Below are 19052 nucleotides of genomic sequence, written 5' to 3' on the forward strand. Positions count from 1 at the left end.
TTGCAACCTTGGGTATTGGGGCACAAACGCAAATCATTGCTTATCTTCAGTCGCACCTGCCAAATCCCCACCCGCCGAACCAACGCCGAACCCAAGCCCATCAAATCCCCCCAAGCCCACCCCGAAACACCCCCGCATCCACCCCCACAAGCCCCGCCGCACTACTCCCCTCATTCCCCCACAAATACCGCCTCACCAACTCACCCCCAAGCGAATACCCCAACCACCTCGGCAACTCACCCACCCCAAAAAACCACGCCCCATGCCCATAATCCTCCCGGTCCCAGCAGGCCGCCGCCATATCGACATACCGCCGTACAACCTCCACATCAACCCGCTCCCACGGCTCAGGACAACCACCCCACACTTCCTGCGCAAAAACACCGGCGAGCCCCTCGGAGACGAGAACCTGGCCTAGCGTCGACCCATACCCCGGCCCATCCCAACGCGCCGCATGGTGAAGCTCATGCGCAAACATCCGCTCCAGCGAGGCATTTTCATTCGCCCTGAAAACGTCACTTGCTGGATCGACAGTCAAATAGATCAGCCCAGGTTCAGGCGAATATCCCAGGTGCCCCTTTTCAGGAATAACCTGGTTGCCGGCTTTCACGATCACATCCAGCGGGCGCAGCGGTAGCAACGCGCTCGCCTTGTGGTGGGTGGCTGTCAGGCGCGCCTGAAGCCAGTCGCGGTGGTCGGCCAGTAGGCCGCGGGCGTCTATGAAGTGGAGATTGATGGATGCCATTCCTGTGCTCTGTCCTTGACGAGTAAGGCTGGCAGCATACCTTCATTCACGGGTGTCTACTCCCCACTCCCCGGCCAAACAACCTCCAACCGCGTCCAACTAATCCGCCACTCCCCCGCCACCCGCCGGTACTCATCCGCATACACCCCCAGCAACAACAACGGGTTCGGGTCAGGCTTCCTGGCCGTCTCGAAATCCACCAGGTAACAGCGCCCCTCCGCCGTATCCGGCCCGGTCACGTTGATCCAGTGGTTGGCGATCACGTGCAGGAACGGGTAGCTGCCCCGATGATCGCGGTCGTACAGCGCGAACGCGTCCGTCAAGCCGGCGCGAATGGCGTCAAGCCCTTCCATTCGGCCAACCGTTACTTCCACCACTGCATCCTGGGTGAATACCTGGTCAAGCTGGGCGATGTTGTTGCTGTCCAGGTGGTGAGCATACAGGGTGCGCAGGTTGCGAATTGCCTCGCGGTCGAGCAGTGCCTTGAGTGTGGTGTCCATCGTGTTTGACCTCTGTTTGATGCGAGCAACGCTCGATGGTGATTACTGTAACCCTGCGCAGGGGAAAGATAATCCGGGTTGGATTCCAGGCACTTGAGCTCCGGAGGATGAAGTGTGCCGGGCGATTCTGGACGCGCATTCCAGACTGCTTGGCCTTGGAGCCCGGTTATCTGCGCATTGTTTGTGCGTATGGTGGCCAGGGTCAGCGCATCGCAGCGCTTCACTTGAGAGACCCCAATGAGTATTTTGTTTTCGCCGTACACCTTGGCTGGTACCCAGCTGAAGAACCGCGTGGTCATGGCGCCCATGACCCGGGCCCGCGCCGTGACGACGGTGCCCGATGAGCTTACCGAGCGCTATTACCGCCAGCGCGCCAGCGCCGGGCTGATTATCAGTGAGGGCGTGCCGGTGTCGTTGCAGGGCCGCGGCTATCTGTTCAACCCGGGGCTGTATACCCAGGCGCAGGTGGACGGCTGGAAGACGGTGACCGCTGCAGTGCATGCCGAGGGCGGCAGGATTTTTGCGCAGCTGTGGCATGTGGGGCGTGTATCGCACACCACGCTGCAGGCCGAGGGTGAGGCGCCGGTGTCGGCCAGCGGCAAGCAGGCCGCCCATTCCATGGCATATGCCTATGACGAGCACGGGCAGCCGGGACCGGTGCAGGCGTCGGTGCCGCGGGCGTTGACGACGGCTGAGGTCAAGGGCGTGGTGGCGGACTTTGTGCTGGCGGCGCGGCGGGCCATCGAGGCGGGCTTTGATGGCGTGGAGATTCATGGCGCCAACGGCTATCTGTTCGAGCAGTTCATCAACCCTACGGTGAATGACCGCACGGATGAGTACGGTGGCTCGATCGAGAACCGCCTGCGGCTGTTGCTGGAGACCGTTGATGCGGTAGCTACGGCCATTGGCCGGGGCAAGGTCGGCGTGCGTATTTCGCCGTTTGGCCGGCTGTTCGATATGGCCGCGTTCGAGGATGAAGCCGAGACCTGGGTGCAGGTGGCCAAGGCGCTGCAGCAGCGCGACATCGCCTATGTGCACCTCAGCGACCAGTTGACCATTGGTGCCGAGGGCATGCCGGAGGGCTTTGCCCGCACGTTCCGGGCGTCGTACCAGGGCACGTTGATTGCTGCCGGTGGGTTTGCGCGGGACTCGGCGCAGCGGGCGCTGGAGACGGGTGAGCTGGACCTGACGGCCTTTGGCCGGCCGTTTATTGCCAACCCCGACCTGGTTGAGCGCCTGCGCAACGACTGGCCGCTGGCGACGCCGGACCGCGCCACGTTCTACGGCAACAGTGGTGCCAAAGGCTATGTGGACTATCCGGTCTATTCGGCAGCGGAGTAAACAACCGGGGGGCTGCCCTGTGCAGGCCCCTGTTCAATCCGGGCGAAACACCTTCGCCTCGCGCCGGGACAGCGCCACCAGCTCATCGACGATCATCCGCACCTTGGGCTGGATGTAGCGGGTGCGCGGCCAGAGCACGTTGATCGGCATTTCGGCGCCCGCATAGGCGTCGAGCACCGGCACCAGCCGGCCCTCGTCGATGAAGTCCTGCACCAGCCAGGTGGGCAGCTGCGCCAGCCCGCCGCCGGCCAGGGTCATGTCCAGCAGCATCTCGCCGTCACCCATCTCGTGCTTCACGCACACTTCCTGCTCCACCACGTTGCCGTTGGGCTGCAGCAGCATCCAGGTCTTGCGGGTGCCGTTGCGCCAGCCGACGATGCAGTCGTGGTGCAGCAGGTCCTCGGCGACCTGGGGCGTGCCGCGTCGGGCCAGGTAGTCGGGGGTGGCGCAGATCAGCAGGCTTTGACTGCCCAGTTTGCGCGCAACAATTTCCCCATCGTCCTTGAGGTTGCCGATCCTCACCACCAGGTCGACGCCGTCGTTGATGATGTCGACCAGGCGCTCGCTGAAGCTCACCGACAGGTCCAGTTGCTGGTAGCGCACCGACAGCGCGACCAGCGTCGGCACGATGTGCCGGCGGCCGAAGGCGGCGGGCAGGTCGACGCGCAGCCGGCCCACGGGCTCCTGCTGGCCGGTGGTGAGGAAGCTCTCGGACTCGGCCAGCGTATCCATGGCGCGTTGGCAGCTGGCCAGGTAGGCCTCGCCTTCGCTGGTGAGGATGAGGCGGCGGGTGCTGCGGTGCAGCAGCTTGACGCCCAGGCGGGCCTCAAGGCGGGTGACGCTCTTGCCGACGGCGGAGCTGGTGACGCCCAGCTCGAGGGCCGCGGTGGTGAAGCTGAGGGTACGGGCGCAGGTCACGAACTCCCTGATACCGTCGAAGCTTGGGGTGGGCATTGTGGAATCCGAGGCTGCAATAGGTGGGCGTTTGCCCTGTGAAGCGCTAAATCATACACCAATCCAGGGATGCGCCCAGGCAAGGCCCGGGCGCGGTACCGGTTAACCGGCCGCCGGCGGCGACCACCCTCCTCCCAGTGCCTTGTACAGCTGGACCTGGGCCGTGAGCTGGGCCAGGCGGTCGGTCAGCAGCTGCTGCCGTGCGCTGAGCAGCTGGCGCTGGGCATCCAGCAGCACCAGGTAGCTGTCCACGCCCTCGTCATAGCGCTGCTGGGCCATCTGCGCATAGGCCTCGGCGGTGTGCAGCAGGTCCTGTTGGCTGCGCAGTTGCTCGTCCCAAGTGCCCAGCGCCGCCAAGCCATCCGCCACCTCGCGGAACGCGGCCTGAATGGCCTGCTCGTAGGTGGCCACGCCGATGTCCTGCTGGATGTTGGCGTAGTCGAGGCTGGCCTGCAGGCGGCCGCCGGTGAAGATCGGCAGGTGAATCTGCGGGACGAAGCTCCAGCTTGCCGAGCCGTTGTCGAACAGCCCGCTGAGGTGGCTGCTGGCCGTGCCGCCACTGCCGGTCAGGGTGATGCTGGGCAAGAACGCGGCGCGCGCGGCGCCGATGTCGGCGTGGGCGGCCAGCAGTTGGTGCTCGGCGGCCTGGATGTCGGGCCGCTGCAGCAGGCTGGCCGCCGGCAGCCCGGCGGGAATCGGCGCCAGCACCTGCTGGTCGAGGCTGGCGCTGGGCAGCGTTGCCGGCAGCTGCGTGCCCACCAGCAGTTGCAAGGCGTTGACGTCCTGGGCCACCTGGCGCAGGTAGGCCTGCTGCTGGCCACGGGCGCTGTCGACCAGCGTGCGGGCTTGCCGCACGTCGAGGTCCGAGGCCGTACCCGCTTCGCTGCTGGCTTGTACCAGCGCCAGGTTGTGGCGGTAGTTCTGCAGCGTCGATTGAGTAACGCCGAGCAGTTGCTGGTCGGTCTGCCACGCCAGGTAGGCGACGGCGACGTTGGCCACCAGCGCCAGCTGCACCGTGCGCTGGTGCTGTTCGCTGGCCAGGTAGGTTTCCATCGCGCTTTTGTCCAGGCTGCGCACGCGGCCCCACAGGTCGAGTTCATAGCTTGTCAGGCCAACCTGCAGGCTGTTGTTGCCGGTGGTCAGCTGCTGGCCGGTGGACGACAGGTCCGCCGGCGTGCGTGAGCGACCCGCGCTGGCGTCCACGCCGATTTCCGGCAGCAGTGCAGCGCCTTGAATGCGGTACTGGGCGCGGTAGGCGTCGACGTTAAGGACGGCTTTGCGCAGGTCACGGTTGTGGCGGATGGCGAGGTCAATCAGCTGGTGCAGCGCCGGGTCCTTGAAGAAGCGCTGCCAGTTGACCTGGGCGCCGCTGCCCGCCACGGGCGCCGCATAAGCGCCACCCTGGGGGAACTGCGCGGGCACCGGCAAGGCCGGGCGCTGGTACGCGGGGATCAGGCTGCAACCGCCCAAGGTCATTGCCAGGGCGAGCAGCAGTGGCTTAGGCGTCATGGCGGGCCCCTTCCAGGTTGGCGTGGCGTGGCGTGGGCTTGAACAGCTGCATCACCGCCACGTAGAACAACGGCACGAAGAAAATCGCCAGGAAGGTCGCTGCCAGGGTGCCGCCGACCACGGCAGTGCCGATCGAGTGCTGGCTGCCGCTGCCTGGCCCATGGGCGCGGGCCAACGGCAGCGTGCCCATGACGAAGGCGATCGAGGTCATGATAATCGGCCGCAGGCGCAGGCGTGCCGCTTCGGTGGCGGCCTGCACCAGGGTGCGGCCCTGGTTGTCGTGAAGGTCCTTGGCGAACTCGACGATCAGGATGGCGTTCTTCGCGGCCAGGCCCATGGTGGTCAGCATCCCCACCTGGAAGAAGATGTCGTTGGCCAGGCCGCGGCCCAGGGTGGCGGCCACGGCGCCCAGCACGCCCAGGGGCACCACCAGCATCACCGACACCGGCACCGACCAGCTTTCATACATGGCCGCCAGGCACAGGAACACGATCATCAGCGACAGCACGTAGAGCATCGTCGCCTGGGAACCGGCCGCGCGCTCTTCAAAGGACAGCCCGGTCCAGGACACCCCGAACCCGCTTGGCAACTGGGCGGCTACCCGCTCGATGGCCGCCATGGCATCGCCCGTGCTGTAGCCCGGTGCCGGCTGGCCCAGCAGTTCCACCGCCGGAATACCGCCGTAACGCTCAAGCTTCGGCGAACCGTACACCCACTGGCCCGAGGCGAACGCCGAGAACGGCACCATTTGCCCGGCGTCGTTGCGCACGTACCATTTGTCGAAGTCCTCGGGCGACAGCCGCGCGTCCATTTCACCCTGGACGTAGACCTTCTTCACCCGGCCCTTGTCGATGAAGTCGTTGACGTAGGTCGAGCCCCAGGCCACTGACATGGTGTTGTCGATGGCCTCGATGGACACTTGCAGCGCCCGGGCCTTTTCATCGTCGATGGTCACCTGGTACTGCGCTTCGTCGTCCAGGCCGTTGGCCCTGGTGATAGCCAATGCCGGCTCCTTGGCAGCGAGCTTCATCAACTGATTGCGCGCCTGCATCAAGGCGGCGTGGCCGCGGGCGCCGTTGTCCTGCAGGAACAGGTCGAAGCCGGTGGCGTTGCCCATTTCCATGATCGCCGGCGGCACGATCGAGACGATGCTGGCGTCCTTCACGGTGCTGGCAAATTGAGTGATGCGCTGGGCAATGGCGTTCGCCGTGTTGTCGCCGCCGGTGCGCGCTTCGAACGGCTTGAGCCGCACCCATACCACGGCGGAGTTCTGCCCGCGCCCGGCGAAGTTGTAGCCGCTGATGGAGAACGCCGAGACCACGCCGGCCTGCTCGTGGTCCAGCAGGTAGCCACGCACCTGGTTCAGCACCGCCTCGGTACGCTCGGCGCTGCTGTTGGGCGGGGTCTGGATCTGCACGATCAGCAGCCCCTGGTCTTCATCGGGCAGAAACGCGGTGGGCAGGTGCCGGAACATCATTGCCACGCCGGCCAACAGCAGCACATACACCACGAAGGTGCGCCGGGGGTTGCGCAGAATTCTGCTGACAGCGGCTTCGTAGCGCCCGGTGTTGCGCTCGAACACGCGGTTGAACCAGGCGAAGAAGCCTTTCTGTTTCTTCTCGCCGGCCGCCGGGTGAGTCTTGAGCAGCGTGGCGCACAGTGCCGGGGTAAAGATCAGCGCCACCAGTACCGACAGCGCCATCGCCGTGATGATGGTGATGGAAAACTGGCGGTAGATGATCCCCGCCGAGCCGCCAAAGAACGCCATCGGCATGAACACCGCGCTGATCACCAGGGCAATGCCCACCAGCGCCCCGGAGATCTGCTGCATGGACTTGTAGGTGGCCTGGCGCGGCGACAGGTGTTCCTCGGCCATCAGCCGCTCGACGTTCTCCACCACCACGATGGCGTCATCCACCAGCAGGCCGATGGCCAACACCATGGCGAACATGGTCATCACGTTGATGGTAAAGCCACAGGCGTACAGCACCCCGAAGGTACCCAGCAACACCACCGGCACCGCCAGCGTCGGGATCAGCGTGGCGCGCAAGTTCTGCAGGAACAGCAGCATCACCAGGAACACCAGGATGATGGCTTCGAACAGCGTGTGCACCACCGACTCGATCGAGGCCTTGACCGAGGGGCTGGTGTCATAGGGGTAGACCACCTCGACGCCGGGCGGCAGGTACGGCTTGAGCTGGTCCACGGTTTTCTTGACCCGCTCTAACGTCTCCAGCATGTTCGCGCCGGTGGCCAGGCGCAGGGCAATGCCTGCGGCGGGCTTGCCGTTGTAGTTGACGTCGTAGGAGTAGGTCTCGTTGCCCAGCACCACCTCGCCCACATCCTTCAGGCGGATCTGCGAGCCATCGGGCTGGACCTTGACCAGGATTTCCTTGAACTCATCCGCCGAACGCAGGCGGGTCTTGCCGATGACCGTGGCGCTGAGTTCAACGCCTTTGCGCGTCGGCAGCCCACCAATCGAGCCGGAGGACACCTGCACGTTCTGCGCCGCAATGGCCGCCGTCACGTCGCTAGGCATCAGCTGGTAGCTGTTGAGCTTGGCCGGGTCGAGCCAGATACGCATGGCGTTCTGGAAGCCGAAGACGTAGAAGTCGCCCACCCCTTGGGTGCGGGACAGCGGGTCCTGGAAGCTGGAGACGATGATGTTGCCCAGGTCGCCGTAGTTGAGCTTGCCGTCCTTGGAGTAGAGGCTGACCAGCAACATGAAGTTGGCCTGGTATTTCACCACGCGAATGCCCTGGCGCTGCACCTCCTCGGGCAGGTTCGGGGTGGCCAGTTGCAGCTTGTTCTGCACCTGCACCTGGGCGATGTCGGGGTTGATGCCCTGGTCGAAGGTGACGGTGATTTCGACGCTGCCGTCGCTGTTGGCGGCCGAGCTGATGTAGCGCAGGCCATCGAGGCCGTTGAGCTGCTGCTCGATGACCTGCACCACAGTGTCTTGCACCGTCTGCGCCGAGGCGCCCGGGTAGGTCACGGTGATCTGCACCGCGGGCGCTGCGATGTTGGGGTACTGGTTCACCGGCAGGCCGTGGATCGCCAGCACGCCGCCGAGCATGATGGCCAGGGCGATCACCCAGGCGAAGATCGGTCGATCAATGAAAAAGCGGGACATGGTCGACCTCTCAGTTTGCCGTCAGGGCGGTGTGCAGCTGGACGTTGTCCGCTGGCTGGGCGTCCACCAGCGAGTCGGCCTGCACGAACTGCAGCCCCTCGGTGATGACCCGCTCGCCCGGCTTCACGCCGCTGTCCACCAGCCAGGCGTTGCCGACCGTGCGCAGGGTCTGCAGGTCGCGCTGTTCAACGTGGTTGTCGGCGGTGATGACCCAGGCCGTGGCCACGCCGCGGCTGTCGCGCACGATGGCCTGCTGGGGCACCAGCAGGGCCTGCTCGCGCACGCCCTCCTTCACTTGGGCGTGCACGAACATGCCGGGCAGCAACGCCCGCTCGGGGTTGGGGAACACCGCGCGCAAGGTGACGGAGCCGGTGCCCGGGTCAACGCTGACCTCAGAGAATTTCAAGGTACCCTTCAACGGGTAGGCGCTGCCGTCGTCGAGGGTCAGGCTTACCTCGGCCTGGTCGGCGCCAGCGCTCTGCAAGTCGCCGGCCTTGAGCGCACGCTTCAGGGCCAGGAGGCGGGTCACGGGCTGGGTGACGTCCACGTAGATCGGATCGAGCTGGTTGACCGTGGCCATGGCGCTGCTCTGGCCGTCAGTCACCAGCGCGCCTTCGGTCACCGCCGAGCGGCCAATGCGCCCGGTGATCGGCGCCAGCACCTGGGTGTACTGCACGTTGATGTCGGCAACGCGCTGGTCGGCCTCGGCCTGCTTCCAGGCCGCGACGGCGTCGTCGTACTGCTGCTGGCTGACGGCGTGGGCCTGCAGCAGGCGCCCGTAGCGCTCGGCGAGGTTGCGGGCGCTGCGCAGGTTGGCCTGCGCGCGGGCTTGCTGGGCGACGTAGGTGCGCGGGTCGATCTGGTACAGCGGCTGGCCCTGCTTGACCTCGCTGCCCTCGGTGAACAGGCGCCGCTGCAGGATGCCGGCCACCTGCGGCCGGACTTCCGCCACGCGCAGGGCTGCGGTGCGGCCTGGCAGGTCGGTGGTCAGCGTCAGCGGCGCGGCGGCCACCTCGTAGTAGCCGACCTTCACCGCCGTGGCGGCCTTGGGTTGCGCCTGGGAGGGGCTGCACCCCGCCAGCAACAGCGCCGACAACGGCAGGCCCGCTGCCAGTGCCAGGGGAAATAATCTTTTCATGGAAGCTCCAGGACCCTGCGGCATTCGTCAAGGTGCACGAATGCGCGAGCCCGGAAAAACCGGGCTCGTGCGCAGGTGGGTATGGGTGTGAAGGTTGAACGTGATGGCCTTCAGCAGGCGTGGCCACACGGCTGGGGCGGGATTCTAGCCTTCGTCCTGAAATAGATTAATTGGGTGAAATTCCATTCATTAGAGCCTTGAGTTCCATAATTGGCCTTTGGTCATATCCCCGTAGCAGCGGCCAAAGGCCGCGTCCAAGGCGCACGACCCCCTACTCCACCTCCTCCACCACCCCACGATCCTCACCCAAAAACCCGCCACTCTGATGCTGCCACAACCGCGCATACACCCCATTGCGCCCCAGCAGCTCGGCGTGGGAGCCCTGCTCGATGATCTGCCCTTCATCCATCACGATCAGCCGGTCCATCGCCGCGATCGTCGACAGCCGGTGGGCGATGGCGATCACGGTCTTGCCCTGCATCATCTCGTCCAGGCTCTCCTGGATGGCCACTTCCACCTCGGAGTCGAGGGCGCTGGTGGCTTCGTCCAGCAGCAGGATGGGCGCGTTCTTGAGCATCACCCGGGCGATGGCGATGCGCTGGCGCTGGCCGCCGGACAGTTTGATGCCGCGCTCGCCCACCAGGGTGTCGTAGCCAGAGTGGCCGTCACGGTCGCTGAGCTGGGCGATGAAGCCATCGGCCTGGGCGTTGGCCGCGGCGGTGCGGATTTGCGCGTCGGTGGCGTCGGGGCGGCCGTAGGCGATGTTGTCGCGAATGGAACGGTGCAGCAGCGAGGTGTCCTGGGTGACCATGCCGATAGCACTGCGCAGGCTGTCCTGGGTGACGTGGGCGATGTCCTGGCCGTCGATGCGAATGGTGCCGCTGTCGACGTCATAGAAACGCAGCAGCAGGTTGATCAGCGTCGATTTGCCGGCGCCGGAGCGGCCGACCAGGCCGACCTTCTCGCCCGCGCGAATGTTCAGGCTCAGGCCGTCGAGCACCTGGCGTTCGCCGTTGTAGTTAAAGCTGACGTGGTCGAAGGTCACGGCGCCGCCGCGGGTGACCAGGGTGCCGGCGTCGGGGCGGTCCTGCACCTTGGGGCCGCGCGTGAGGGTGGCCATGCCGTCCTGCACGGTGCCGATGTTTTCGAACAGCGAGGTCATCTGCCACATGATCCAGTGCGACATGCCGTTGATGCGCAGGGCCATGGCGGTGATCGCCGCCACCGCGCCGGTGCCGACCTGGCCCTGGTGCCACAGCCACAGGGCGTAGCCGCCGGCGCCGATGATCAGCGCAACCACCAGGGTCTGGTTGACGATCTCGAACTGGCTCACCAGGCGCATCTGCCGAAAGCCGGTGTCCTTGAAGTCTTCCATGGCGGCGCGGGCGAATTGCGCCTCGCGCTTGGAGTGGGAGAACAGCTTCACGGTGGTGATGTTGGTGTAGGCGTCGGAGATGCGCCCGGTCATCGACGAGCGCGCGTGCGCCTGTTCCTGGCCGACCTTGCCCAGGCGCGGCACGAAGTACAGCATGGCCAGGCCGAACAGCACGATCCAGGCAATGAAAGGCAGCACCAGCTTGAGGTCGAAGGCGCCGGCCAGGGCGATGATGGCGATGAAGTACACGCCGATGCCCGGCACGATCTCGATGATGGTGAACAGCACGTCGCGCACGGCAAGCGCGGTCTGCATGACCTTGGTGGTCACCCGCCCGGAGAATTCATCGGAGAAGAACGACAGGCTCTGGCGCAACATCAGTCGGTGAAAGTCCCAGCGCAGGCGCAGTGGCAGGTTGATGGCCAGCACCTGGTGCTGGACCATCGTGCGCAGCCCCACCAGGCCGATGCTGGCCAGCAGCACCAGGCCAATGCCCCACAGCACATGGCGCTCTTGCGCGGCGGCGTCGCCACCGGCCTGCCAGGTGGACAGCAGGTCCACCACCTGGCCGAGGAAGGAGAACAGCCAGGCTTCGTAGATCGACACGCCGGCGCTGAGCAGCGCCAGCGCCAGCACGTAGCCCCGCGCGCCGCGCGTGCACGCCCACATGAACCGGGCCAGGCCCTCGGGCGGCGGCGGCAGCTCATCGGGTGGGAAAGGGTCTAGCCATCGTTCAAGCACGCGCAGCATGGGGGTCTCCAAATCATCGGTTCCCGGCAATTTTGCCATCTAACGGTGGGCTTAGCCGAGTTTTAGCGCCTGGAGGGTGATTTCGCGCATCTTGAATTTCTGCACCTTGCCGGTGACAGTCAGGGGAAACGCCTCGACGAAGGTGAAGTCCCGCGGAATCTTGTAATGAGCGATGCGCTCCCTGGCCCACAGTTTCAACGCCTCCTGCGTGGCATGCTGGGCAGGATGCAAGCGCACCCAGGCCACAAGGGCCTCGCCGTACTTGGGGTCGGGCACGCCGATGATGGCGATGTCCGCCACCGCAGGGTGGCCGCGGTAGAACGCTTCGATCTCGCCCGGGTAAATGTTCTCGCCGCCGCGGATAATCATGTCCTTGATGCGCCCCACCACACTGACGTAGCCCTGCGCGTCCATGGTCGCCAGGTCGCCGGTGTGCATCCAGCCCTCGCCGTCCAGCACTTCCGCGGTGGCCTGGGGGTTGCCCCAGTAGCCGAGCATCACGCTGTAGCCGCGAGTGCACAGTTCGCCCACCTCGCCCCTGGGCACGATGGCGCCGCTGGCGTCGACGATCTTGCTTTGCAGGTGCGGCTGGGTCTTGCCGACGGTGGCCACGCGCTTGTCCACCTCGTCGTGGGCCGCGGTCTGCAGCGACACCGGACTGGTCTCGGTCATGCCGTAGGCGATCTGGATCTGCGCCATGTGCATCTGTTCCATCACCCGTTGCATCACGTCCACCGGGCACGCGGCGCCGGCCATGATGCCGGTGCGCAGGCTGGACAGGTCAAACGCTGCGCGCCGGGGGTGGTCCAGCTGGGCGATGAACATGGTGGGCACGCCGTACAGCGCGGTGGCGCGCTCGGCCGCCACCACTTCCAGCACCTTCAGCGGGTCGAACGCTGCGCAAGGGTAGATCATGGTGCTGCCATGGGTCATGCAGCCCAGGTTGCCCATGACCATGCCGAAGCAATGGTAGAGCGGCACCGGGATCACCACCTTGTCCTGTTCGCACAGGCCCAGGCTTTCACCCACCAGGAAGCCGTTGTTGAGGATGTTGTGGTGGCTGAGCGTCGCGCCCTTGGGCGCGCCGGTGGTGCCCGAGGTGTACTGGATGTTGATCGGGTCGCTGGGTTGCAGCGCGGCCTGGCGGGCCTGCAGCGCTTGGTCACTGACCGACTCGGCCAGCTGCTGCAACGCCGCCCAGGCGAGCATGCCGGCAGGCGGCTCGGCGCCCAGGCTGATCACCCCGCGCAGGCTGGGCAGGCGCTCGATGCACAGGGTTCCGGGCGCAGTAGCGGCCAGCTCGGGCAGCACCTGGTTGATCATCGCGTGGTAGTCGGAGGACTTGAACGCGGCTTCGGCGATAAGCCAGCTGCAGCCTGACTGCGCCAGCGCGTATTCGAACTCGCTGGCCCGGTAGGCCGGGTTGATGTTCACCAGGATGGCGCCGACCTTGGCCGAGGCGAACTGGGTCAGGCACCATTCGGCGCGGTTGGAGGCCCAGATACCGACGCGATCGCCCGGCTGGATGCCCAGGGCCATCAGCGCCCGCGCATGGCGGTCGACGTTGGCCTTGAGCGTGGCCCATGACCAGCGCACGGCCTGGTCGTGGACCACCAGGGCGAGCCGCTCGGGAAACCGCGCGACGGTGGCATCGAAGACCGCGCCGATGGTCTGGTTGAACAGTGGAGGGTGTGTCGATCCGTGGGAATAGCTCAGCGGGTTCATGGCGTAAACCTTTGTTGTGCTTATTGTGTGCTGATGTCGCTTCCTGCTTGATGTGCCACCTGTGCAGATGTGACGTTAACGTAAACGGAATGCAGATTTGTTGTCAAACCGCCTTGGGCGTGATGCGACGGGTTACAGCAGGTGATTGATGGCGGCGGCCACCTGCAGGGTCGCGTCGTCGACGCTGCCCTCGTTCCGGCACACCAGCCAGCCTTGCTCGGCGGCCGCGCGTTCGAACGCCTGGGTGCAGGCCACTTGCTCCTGCTGGTCGAGGATCACCGTGCTGCCCAGGCCACGGCTGCGCGCCGCGGCCCGCGCCCAGGAAATTTCAGGCGTGGTGACCACGCCGATGTGCAGGTCGGGCACGCGCACGTCAAGCGCCAGGTTCAAGCGCAGGATGTCGGCGAACGGCACCAGCCGCCGGAATGCGGCATCGGAGGGGTACCAGCGGTCGATGAGGATGATGCTGCCGGCCGGCTGCTTGGGCAGCACCTGCTCGGTTATCCACGCGCGGCTCTGGGCCAGCCGCTCGCACACCTGCCACTCCAGGTCCGCGCACGGCCGGCGAGCAAGCTGGTTGACCAGGGCCATGGTCTCGCGCCGGTAGGGATCGTTATTGCGCTCGCACAGGCGGGCGACCTTCTGGCCGGTGGCCCTCAGGGCCTGGGTCACCGTTTCCAGCAGCGTGGTCTTGCCGGTGCCCTTGGGGCCATCCATGGAGATAAACAGCGGGCGGTTCATGGGGCGGTTCCTGGGAAGGCAGCCGTGCACTATATCAAAACGCCGAGCCCGCCCTCGCCCTTAACCACTGGCCAGCATCTCGCCGGCCAGGTCGGCCAGGGCCCGCAGCTTGTCGCTGCGGCGCAGGTCCTGGTGGTAGCCCATCCAGATGTCCCGCGCCGGTGGCGGATCGGCGGTGGCCACGCGGGTCAATGACGCCAGGCTGTCGCCGACCGGCCGCGGCAACACCGCCAGGCCCAGGCCCTGGGCACAGAGCTGCGCCTGCACTGAGCGGCTGCTGCTGTGCGCGACGGTCCTGGCGTGCGGCACTGTCGCTTGCAGCCAGGCGACGTCGGGGTAATGCAGCTGCGCGGTGTTCATCAGGATCAGCGCCTGGCCAGGTTGCCCGGGGTCGAACGGCACGCAGTGGCGGGCACTGCGGTAGAGCCCGTAGGCCATGTTCATGACCCTGCGCTGGACAATGTCGGGCTCGGTGAACGGCACAAGGCGAAACGCCAGGTCGGCCTCGCGCCGGGCCAGGTCGAACTGGCGCGCCCCGGGCATTATCTCGGGCACGATCAAGGGGTAGCGACGGCTCAGCTCGGCCAGCACGGGCGTGAGCACATGGGCGGCAAACCAGTCCGCGGAGGATATCCGCAGGATGCCCTCCACCTCCCGGGGCCTGCCGGCCAGGGTGCGGTCGATGGCCAGCGCGCTGGCTTCCATTTCCTCGGCCAGCGCCAGCACCGAGTCGCCCAGCTGGGTAGTGATCAAACGCTCGCCCACGCGCCGGAACAGCGCGCCGCCGCTGTCCTGCTCCAGCACCTTGAGGCGTCGGCCTGCCGTGGGGTGGCTGATGCCAAGCGCCTTCGCCGCGCCGCCCAGGGAGCCGGCCCGCGCGATTGCCAGGAAAACCCTGATGTCACTCCAGTTCATGTGCCGCCCTTACAAAAATGCACGCCGAATATGCACCCCTGTCAGTCCTCAAGCAAGGCGCCGGGCGCCGACAATGCTCGGCACACGCACAGGCAACGGAGCTTCCATGAAAGTAGCAATCGTCGGTATTGGCAGCATGGCCCGGGCAATCCTCCCGGTGCTGGTGGAGGCAGGCCATGAAGTCAGCGCCTGGAACCGCAGCGCCGGTGCGCTTGAGGGGCTGGAACGGGTGCGGGCCCTGGCCGGCGTGGCGCAGGCGTTCGAGCAGGACGTGGTGATCACGCTGTTGGCCGATGACGCTGCAGTGCGGCAGACGCTGTTGGCACCAGTTGTCATTCACCCTTGGGTCGCGTGCAAGGTGCACGTGGTGATGTCGACGCTTTCCCCCCAGATGGTCGGTGAACTGGAGACGTTGCATCGGCAGGCGAACATCGGTTTCGTCGCAGCGCCCGTGTTCGGCATTCCTGCCGTGGCCCGCCAGGGGCAGTTGAACATTCTGGCGGCCGGTGCGGACGAGGCCGTCGCCCAGGTGCAGCCGCTGTTCGACACCCTCGGCAAGCACACCTGGCGCCTTGGCACGCAGCCGCGCCAGGCGAGTATCGCCAAGATCGCCGGCAATCTGATGATCGCCCAGGCCATCGCTTCCATCGCCGAAGCCTGCGCCCTGGTGCGCAGCCATGGGCTGCCGCCTGCGGTGTTCACCGACGTGGTCACCCAGACGCTGTTCGCCTGCCCCAGCTACCAGCGCTACGCCGGCAACATCGTCGCGCAGCGCTTCGAGCCGGGGTTTGCCCTGCGCCTGGGGTTGAAGGACGTCGGCCTGGCCTTGCAGGCCGCCGGCGCCGAAGGGTTGGCATTGCCGGGGGCGGCACGGGTGCAGCAGGTCATGGCGGCGTGCGTGGACGCAGGCCTTGGGGAGCTGGATTGGTCGGCGTTGGCAACCCAATGCGCCCTGCCGCCAGCCGCGGAACCCCTGTAGCAGCGGCCAAAGGCCGCGTCACGGGCGCCGAGGTGTGCCTGACGCAGCCTGGCGGCAGCTGCTACGCCGGGCCTGGCGGGCGACCAAGTGCGCCCTGTAGCAGCGGCCAAAGGCCGCGTCATAGGCGCCGGGGTGTGCCAGGCAAACCGCGTTTGCGGCCTGATGCAGCCTGGCGGCAGCTGCTACGGGGGTGGCTGGCGTGTTATGCGCAGCGCTTGAGCAGGGTCTTGATCGGCCGGCGCACGCGGCGCTTGGCCACGTCACGGGGCTTGATCCAGCGGCAGGCGTCTATTTCGTTGAGTGGGCGCGGCTTGTCAGCCGACTTGCGCGCTTCGAACAGGTAATGGATGACCTTGTCTTCGCGGTACTCGGAGATGTAGCGCAGTTCATCGAAGGCCAGGCCGGTTTCCTCGGCCATTTCCCGTTGCGCCGCCTGCAACGGCGTCTCGTCCGCCTCGACCCTGCCCCCTGGCAGGTTCCACTTCGCGTTGCGCTTGCGCACAAACAATACTTCGCCGTCCCTGCGATAAATGACCGTGGCGCGAAGCTTGATGCCCTTGCGCCTGGCTGTAGCAATGTCCATTGCCTTCATGCGCTGCTCCGAATGATTGACCCTGCGGCCACTGTAGCCTGCACATGTGTCGGTTAAATGACCGTGGATAGAGCTTCAGCGCACGCAGGGGCCAGCGCAGCCTGGCGGCAGCGGCTACAGGACTTGCCGGCTTTCACCTTTTCACCACTTTTGATCATCAAACCGCACCAATCCGCTCAACTCCCGCCGCCCTTTCCCCTCGCAAATCCGGGCCCCTGCCCGCCTGGCACAGCCCATGCAACCGCCCTGCTACCTAATAACAATCAGCAGGAACCGTCCCATGCCTACCTCCCCCTCTATCGTCCAGCTCCCCCCAGAACCCCACGCCGCCATGATCGAGCGCTTCGGCCTGCACGGCGGCCATATCGGCACCGGCGAGGATGAGTCGCCCTGGGTGCCCTTCGGCGACAGCGCCGCCATCCGCCACCTGAGCTTCGACGTGCGCACCGGCAGCGTCTGCAACATCCTCTGGGTCAAGGGCGGCGGGCGCATCGGCACCCACCGGCATCGCGCCGCGGTGCAGGCAGTGACCCTGGAAGGCACTTGGGGCTACGAGGAATATGACTGGCTGGCGCGCCCCGGCAGCTACGTGTACGAAACCCCGGGCACCGCCCACACCCTGTACGCCGAAGGCCCCGACGGCATGAAGGCGCTGTTCTGGATACACGGGCCCATCGAGTTCTTCGACGAGCACGGCCACCACACCGAAACCACCGACGTGTTCTGGTTCATCAACCATTACGTCAGCCATTGCCGGCAGCACGGCCTGCCGATCAATACCGCGCTATTCGTTTGAGTGCCGGGGGAATCAACATGAACACAGTGCAACGATTCTCCGTGGACGGCCTGACCTGCGTGGTGACCGGCGCCGCCAGCGGCATCGGCCTGGCCTACGCCGAGGTGATGGCCGAAGGCGGCGCCCAGGTGACCTTGCTGGACATTGACGCGGCGCAACTGCACGACCAGTTGGCCCGCCTGCAAGCCCAGGGGCTGGCGGTGCGCGGCGAGGTGGTGGACGCCACCGACCGCGCGGCCCTGTACGCCTGTTTCGAGCGGGTGGGCGCGCACTACGGCCACCTCGACGTTGTATTCGCCAACGCCGGCATCGACGCCGGCCCCGGCTTTCTCGACTGCGACGGCCAGCGTTGCCCGCAAGGCGCGCTGGAGGCGCTCGACGAGGCCCACTGGGACAAGGTGCTGGCCACCAACCTGACCTCGGTGTTCACCACGCTCAGGGCCGCGGTGCGGCTGATGAAGCCCAGGGGCCAGGGGCGCATCATCGTCACCACCTCCAATGCGGCGATGCTCAACGAAGCCATCGTCGGCACCCCGTACATGCCGGCCAAGGCCGGCGCCGCCGCGCTGGTGCGCCAGGCGGCAATGGAGCTGGCGCGCCATGGCATCACCGTGAACGCCATTGCCCCGGGGCCGTTCGTGACCAACATCGCCGGCGGCCGCCTGCGCAACCCGGCGGACCGCGCCGCCTTCGCCACACGGGTGCCGCAACACCGCATCGCTTCCACGGAGGAGATCAAGGGCCTGGCGCTGTTCCTCGCCTCCCCGGCGGCCAGCTACATCACCGGCGCGCAGATCGTCATCGATGGCGGGCAGATGCTCGGCCGCGTGGACTGAGGAGGTGCACATGCAAGCCATTGTCTTCAAGGCGCTGAAGCAGCCCATGCAGCTGCACACCCTGCCCATGCCGGAGCCCCGGGCCGATGAGGTGTTGATCGAGGTGTGCCGCTGCGGCATCTGCGGCAGCGACCTGCACATGACCCAAGAACCGGCGTTCGGCCTGGCGCCCGGCAGCGTACTGGGCCACGAGTACAGCGGCCGCGTGGTGGAATGCGGCGACCAGGTGCAGGGGGTGCGCGTGGGCGACCACGTCGCGGTGGCGCCCTTGCGCGGTTGCGGCCATTGCCCCGAGTGTCAGCGCGGCAGGCCGGCCTGGTGCGCCGGGTTCAGCCTGCAGGGCGGTGGTTTCGCCCAGTGGGCGACCGCCCGCTGGCACCAGTGCGTGGTGCTGCCCGCCAGCGTTGGCGTGGCGGACAGCGCCCTGGCCGAACCCTTGGCGGTGGCGTTGCACGGGGTCATGCGCGCGCACCTGCGCCCCGGCGCCAAGGTGTTGGTGCTGGGCGCCGGGGCCATTGGCCTCGCCGTGGCGTTCTGGGCCCGGCGCCTGGGCGCTGCCAAGGTGGCCGTCACCGACCTGGGCGACTGGCAACGCGAGCGCGCCCTGCAGCTGGGCGCCAATGCCTTGCTGGTGGACGACGGCAGCCTGCACAGGCGCATCCCCGAGCAGCTGGGCGGGCCGCCGGACATCGTCTTCGAATGCGTGGGCCGCCCCGGCTTGATTGCCCTGGCGCTGGAGCACGTGCGCCCCCGTGGCACCGTGGTGGTGCTGGGCCTGTGCACCGTGGCCGATAGCTTCATCCCGTTCCGGGCGGTGTCCAAAGAGGTCAACCTGGTGACCTCGGCGTTCTTCGAGCGCGACGAGTTCCGCGCCGCGGTCGACGTGCTGGAGGGGCCCGGCGCGGCGCCCTTGGCGCTGGTCAGCAGCACCGTGTCGCTGGCGCAGTTGCCCCAGGCGTTCGACGCCCTGCGCCAGCGCACCCACCACTGCAAGGTGCTGGTCGCGCCACACCAGCCTTGACC

Annotated in this window: 16 protein-coding genes; 5 read left to right on the forward strand and 11 right to left on the reverse strand. The window is 66.5% G+C overall.

Features of this window, described 5'->3' with window-relative positions:
• Window positions 1-100: 100 nt before the first annotated feature.
• Together AC0J42_RS14890 and AC0J42_RS14895 are read right to left on the reverse strand one after the other, a co-directional pair.
• Window positions 101-745: a DUF2268 domain-containing putative Zn-dependent protease gene (locus AC0J42_RS14890; protein WP_473006754.1), complete on the reverse strand. Its 645-nt coding sequence runs from the start codon at window positions 743-745 to the stop codon at window positions 101-103.
• A 56-nt stretch (window positions 746-801) separates the two neighbouring features.
• Complete coding sequence (locus tag AC0J42_RS14895; RefSeq protein WP_473006755.1) at window positions 802-1245, reverse strand: nuclear transport factor 2 family protein; 444 nt, start codon at window positions 1243-1245, stop codon at window positions 802-804.
• Between the two features lie 237 nt (window positions 1246-1482).
• Between AC0J42_RS14895 and AC0J42_RS14900 the strand changes: the two genes are divergently transcribed.
• Window positions 1483-2586 carry an alkene reductase gene (locus AC0J42_RS14900; protein WP_473006756.1) on the forward strand — a complete coding sequence of 368 codons (1104 nt, stop codon included), beginning with the start codon at window positions 1483-1485 and terminating at the stop codon, window positions 2584-2586.
• Window positions 2587-2619: 33 nt separating this feature from the next.
• Here AC0J42_RS14900 and AC0J42_RS14905 read toward each other — a convergent pair whose 3' ends face one another.
• From AC0J42_RS14905 to AC0J42_RS14940, 8 genes are all read right to left on the reverse strand, one after another.
• On the reverse strand, window positions 2620-3540 hold the full coding sequence (locus tag AC0J42_RS14905; protein WP_473006757.1) for a LysR family transcriptional regulator: 921 nt from the start codon (window positions 3538-3540) through the stop codon (window positions 2620-2622).
• A gap of 102 nt (window positions 3541-3642) precedes the next feature.
• Window positions 3643-5049: an efflux transporter outer membrane subunit gene (locus AC0J42_RS14910; protein WP_473006758.1), complete on the reverse strand. Its 1407-nt coding sequence runs from the start codon at window positions 5047-5049 to the stop codon at window positions 3643-3645.
• The gene (locus AC0J42_RS14915; protein WP_473006759.1) at window positions 5039-8182 is read right to left on the reverse strand and encodes an efflux RND transporter permease subunit; all 3144 of its coding nucleotides are present in this window, start codon (window positions 8180-8182) and stop codon (window positions 5039-5041) included. The genes AC0J42_RS14910 and AC0J42_RS14915 overlap by 11 nt, the downstream gene beginning before the upstream one ends.
• A 10-nt stretch (window positions 8183-8192) precedes the next feature.
• Window positions 8193-9320: an efflux RND transporter periplasmic adaptor subunit gene (locus AC0J42_RS14920; protein WP_473006760.1), complete on the reverse strand. Its 1128-nt coding sequence runs from the start codon at window positions 9318-9320 to the stop codon at window positions 8193-8195.
• Window positions 9321-9591: 271 nt separating this feature from the next.
• The gene (locus AC0J42_RS14925) at window positions 9592-11445 is read right to left on the reverse strand and encodes an ABC transporter ATP-binding protein (protein ID WP_416424326.1); all 1854 of its coding nucleotides are present in this window, start codon (window positions 11443-11445) and stop codon (window positions 9592-9594) included.
• A gap of 51 nt (window positions 11446-11496) precedes the next feature.
• Entirely contained in the window at window positions 11497-13170 is a 1674-nt protein-coding gene (locus AC0J42_RS14930; protein WP_473006761.1) for an AMP-binding protein, read from the reverse strand.
• Between the two features lie 132 nt (window positions 13171-13302).
• A complete protein-coding gene (locus AC0J42_RS14935; protein ID WP_473006762.1) occupies window positions 13303-13911 on the reverse strand; it encodes a dTMP kinase in 609 nt (202 codons plus the stop codon).
• A 60-nt stretch (window positions 13912-13971) separates the two neighbouring features.
• On the reverse strand, window positions 13972-14826 hold the full coding sequence (locus AC0J42_RS14940) for a LysR family transcriptional regulator (protein ID WP_473006763.1): 855 nt from the start codon (window positions 14824-14826) through the stop codon (window positions 13972-13974).
• A gap of 106 nt (window positions 14827-14932) precedes the next feature.
• Between AC0J42_RS14940 and AC0J42_RS14945 the strand changes: the two genes are divergently transcribed.
• Window positions 14933-15805: an NAD(P)-dependent oxidoreductase gene (locus tag AC0J42_RS14945; protein ID WP_473006764.1), complete on the forward strand. Its 873-nt coding sequence runs from the start codon at window positions 14933-14935 to the stop codon at window positions 15803-15805.
• A gap of 202 nt (window positions 15806-16007) precedes the next feature.
• Here AC0J42_RS14945 and AC0J42_RS14950 read toward each other — a convergent pair whose 3' ends face one another.
• Window positions 16008-16397 carry an NUDIX domain-containing protein gene (locus AC0J42_RS14950; protein ID WP_416424331.1) on the reverse strand — a complete coding sequence of 130 codons (390 nt, stop codon included), beginning with the start codon at window positions 16395-16397 and terminating at the stop codon, window positions 16008-16010.
• Between the two features lie 280 nt (window positions 16398-16677).
• On the opposite strand from AC0J42_RS14950, the gene AC0J42_RS14955 reads away from it, so the two are divergent.
• From AC0J42_RS14955 to AC0J42_RS14965, 3 genes are read left to right on the forward strand one after another with little or no spacing between them, the layout of a single operon-like run.
• On the forward strand, window positions 16678-17193 hold the full coding sequence (locus AC0J42_RS14955) for a 2,4'-dihydroxyacetophenone dioxygenase family protein (RefSeq protein WP_473006765.1): 516 nt from the start codon (window positions 16678-16680) through the stop codon (window positions 17191-17193).
• A 17-nt stretch (window positions 17194-17210) separates the two neighbouring features.
• Complete coding sequence (locus tag AC0J42_RS14960; protein ID WP_416424333.1) at window positions 17211-18029, forward strand: SDR family NAD(P)-dependent oxidoreductase; 819 nt, start codon at window positions 17211-17213, stop codon at window positions 18027-18029.
• Between the two features lie 10 nt (window positions 18030-18039).
• On the forward strand, window positions 18040-19050 hold the full coding sequence (locus AC0J42_RS14965; protein WP_473006766.1) for a zinc-dependent alcohol dehydrogenase: 1011 nt from the start codon (window positions 18040-18042) through the stop codon (window positions 19048-19050).
• Window positions 19051-19052: the final 2 nt, after the last annotated feature.

The organism is Pseudomonas sp. Tav-5-1A (genome assembly GCF_055755055.1).

What these genes read in the sequence shown, in the direction of transcription:
- AC0J42_RS14940 (WP_473006763.1), bottom strand. Translation starts at nt 14,826, where the DNA reads ATGAACTGGAGTGACATCAGGGTTTTCCTGGCAATCGCGCGGGCCGGC.
- AC0J42_RS14920 (WP_473006760.1), bottom strand. Translation starts at nt 9,320, where the DNA reads ATGAAAAGATTATTTCCCCTGGCACTGGCAGCGGGCCTGCCGTTGTCG.
- AC0J42_RS14900 (WP_473006756.1), top strand. Translation starts at nt 1,483, where the DNA reads ATGAGTATTTTGTTTTCGCCGTACACCTTGGCTGGTACCCAGCTGAAG.
- AC0J42_RS14925 (WP_416424326.1), bottom strand. Translation starts at nt 11,445, where the DNA reads ATGCTGCGCGTGCTTGAACGATGGCTAGACCCTTTCCCACCCGATGAG.
- AC0J42_RS14965 (WP_473006766.1), top strand. Translation starts at nt 18,040, where the DNA reads ATGCAAGCCATTGTCTTCAAGGCGCTGAAGCAGCCCATGCAGCTGCAC.
- AC0J42_RS14950 (WP_416424331.1), bottom strand. Translation starts at nt 16,397, where the DNA reads ATGAAGGCAATGGACATTGCTACAGCCAGGCGCAAGGGCATCAAGCTT.
- AC0J42_RS14945 (WP_473006764.1), top strand. Translation starts at nt 14,933, where the DNA reads ATGAAAGTAGCAATCGTCGGTATTGGCAGCATGGCCCGGGCAATCCTC.
- AC0J42_RS14960 (WP_416424333.1), top strand. Translation starts at nt 17,211, where the DNA reads ATGAACACAGTGCAACGATTCTCCGTGGACGGCCTGACCTGCGTGGTG.
- AC0J42_RS14890 (WP_473006754.1), bottom strand. Translation starts at nt 745, where the DNA reads ATGGCATCCATCAATCTCCACTTCATAGACGCCCGCGGCCTACTGGCC.
- AC0J42_RS14955 (WP_473006765.1), top strand. Translation starts at nt 16,678, where the DNA reads ATGCCTACCTCCCCCTCTATCGTCCAGCTCCCCCCAGAACCCCACGCC.
- AC0J42_RS14915 (WP_473006759.1), bottom strand. Translation starts at nt 8,182, where the DNA reads ATGTCCCGCTTTTTCATTGATCGACCGATCTTCGCCTGGGTGATCGCC.
- AC0J42_RS14895 (WP_473006755.1), bottom strand. Translation starts at nt 1,245, where the DNA reads ATGGACACCACACTCAAGGCACTGCTCGACCGCGAGGCAATTCGCAAC.
- AC0J42_RS14935 (WP_473006762.1), bottom strand. Translation starts at nt 13,911, where the DNA reads ATGAACCGCCCGCTGTTTATCTCCATGGATGGCCCCAAGGGCACCGGC.
- AC0J42_RS14905 (WP_473006757.1), bottom strand. Translation starts at nt 3,540, where the DNA reads ATGCCCACCCCAAGCTTCGACGGTATCAGGGAGTTCGTGACCTGCGCC.
- AC0J42_RS14930 (WP_473006761.1), bottom strand. Translation starts at nt 13,170, where the DNA reads ATGAACCCGCTGAGCTATTCCCACGGATCGACACACCCTCCACTGTTC.
- AC0J42_RS14910 (WP_473006758.1), bottom strand. Translation starts at nt 5,049, where the DNA reads ATGACGCCTAAGCCACTGCTGCTCGCCCTGGCAATGACCTTGGGCGGT.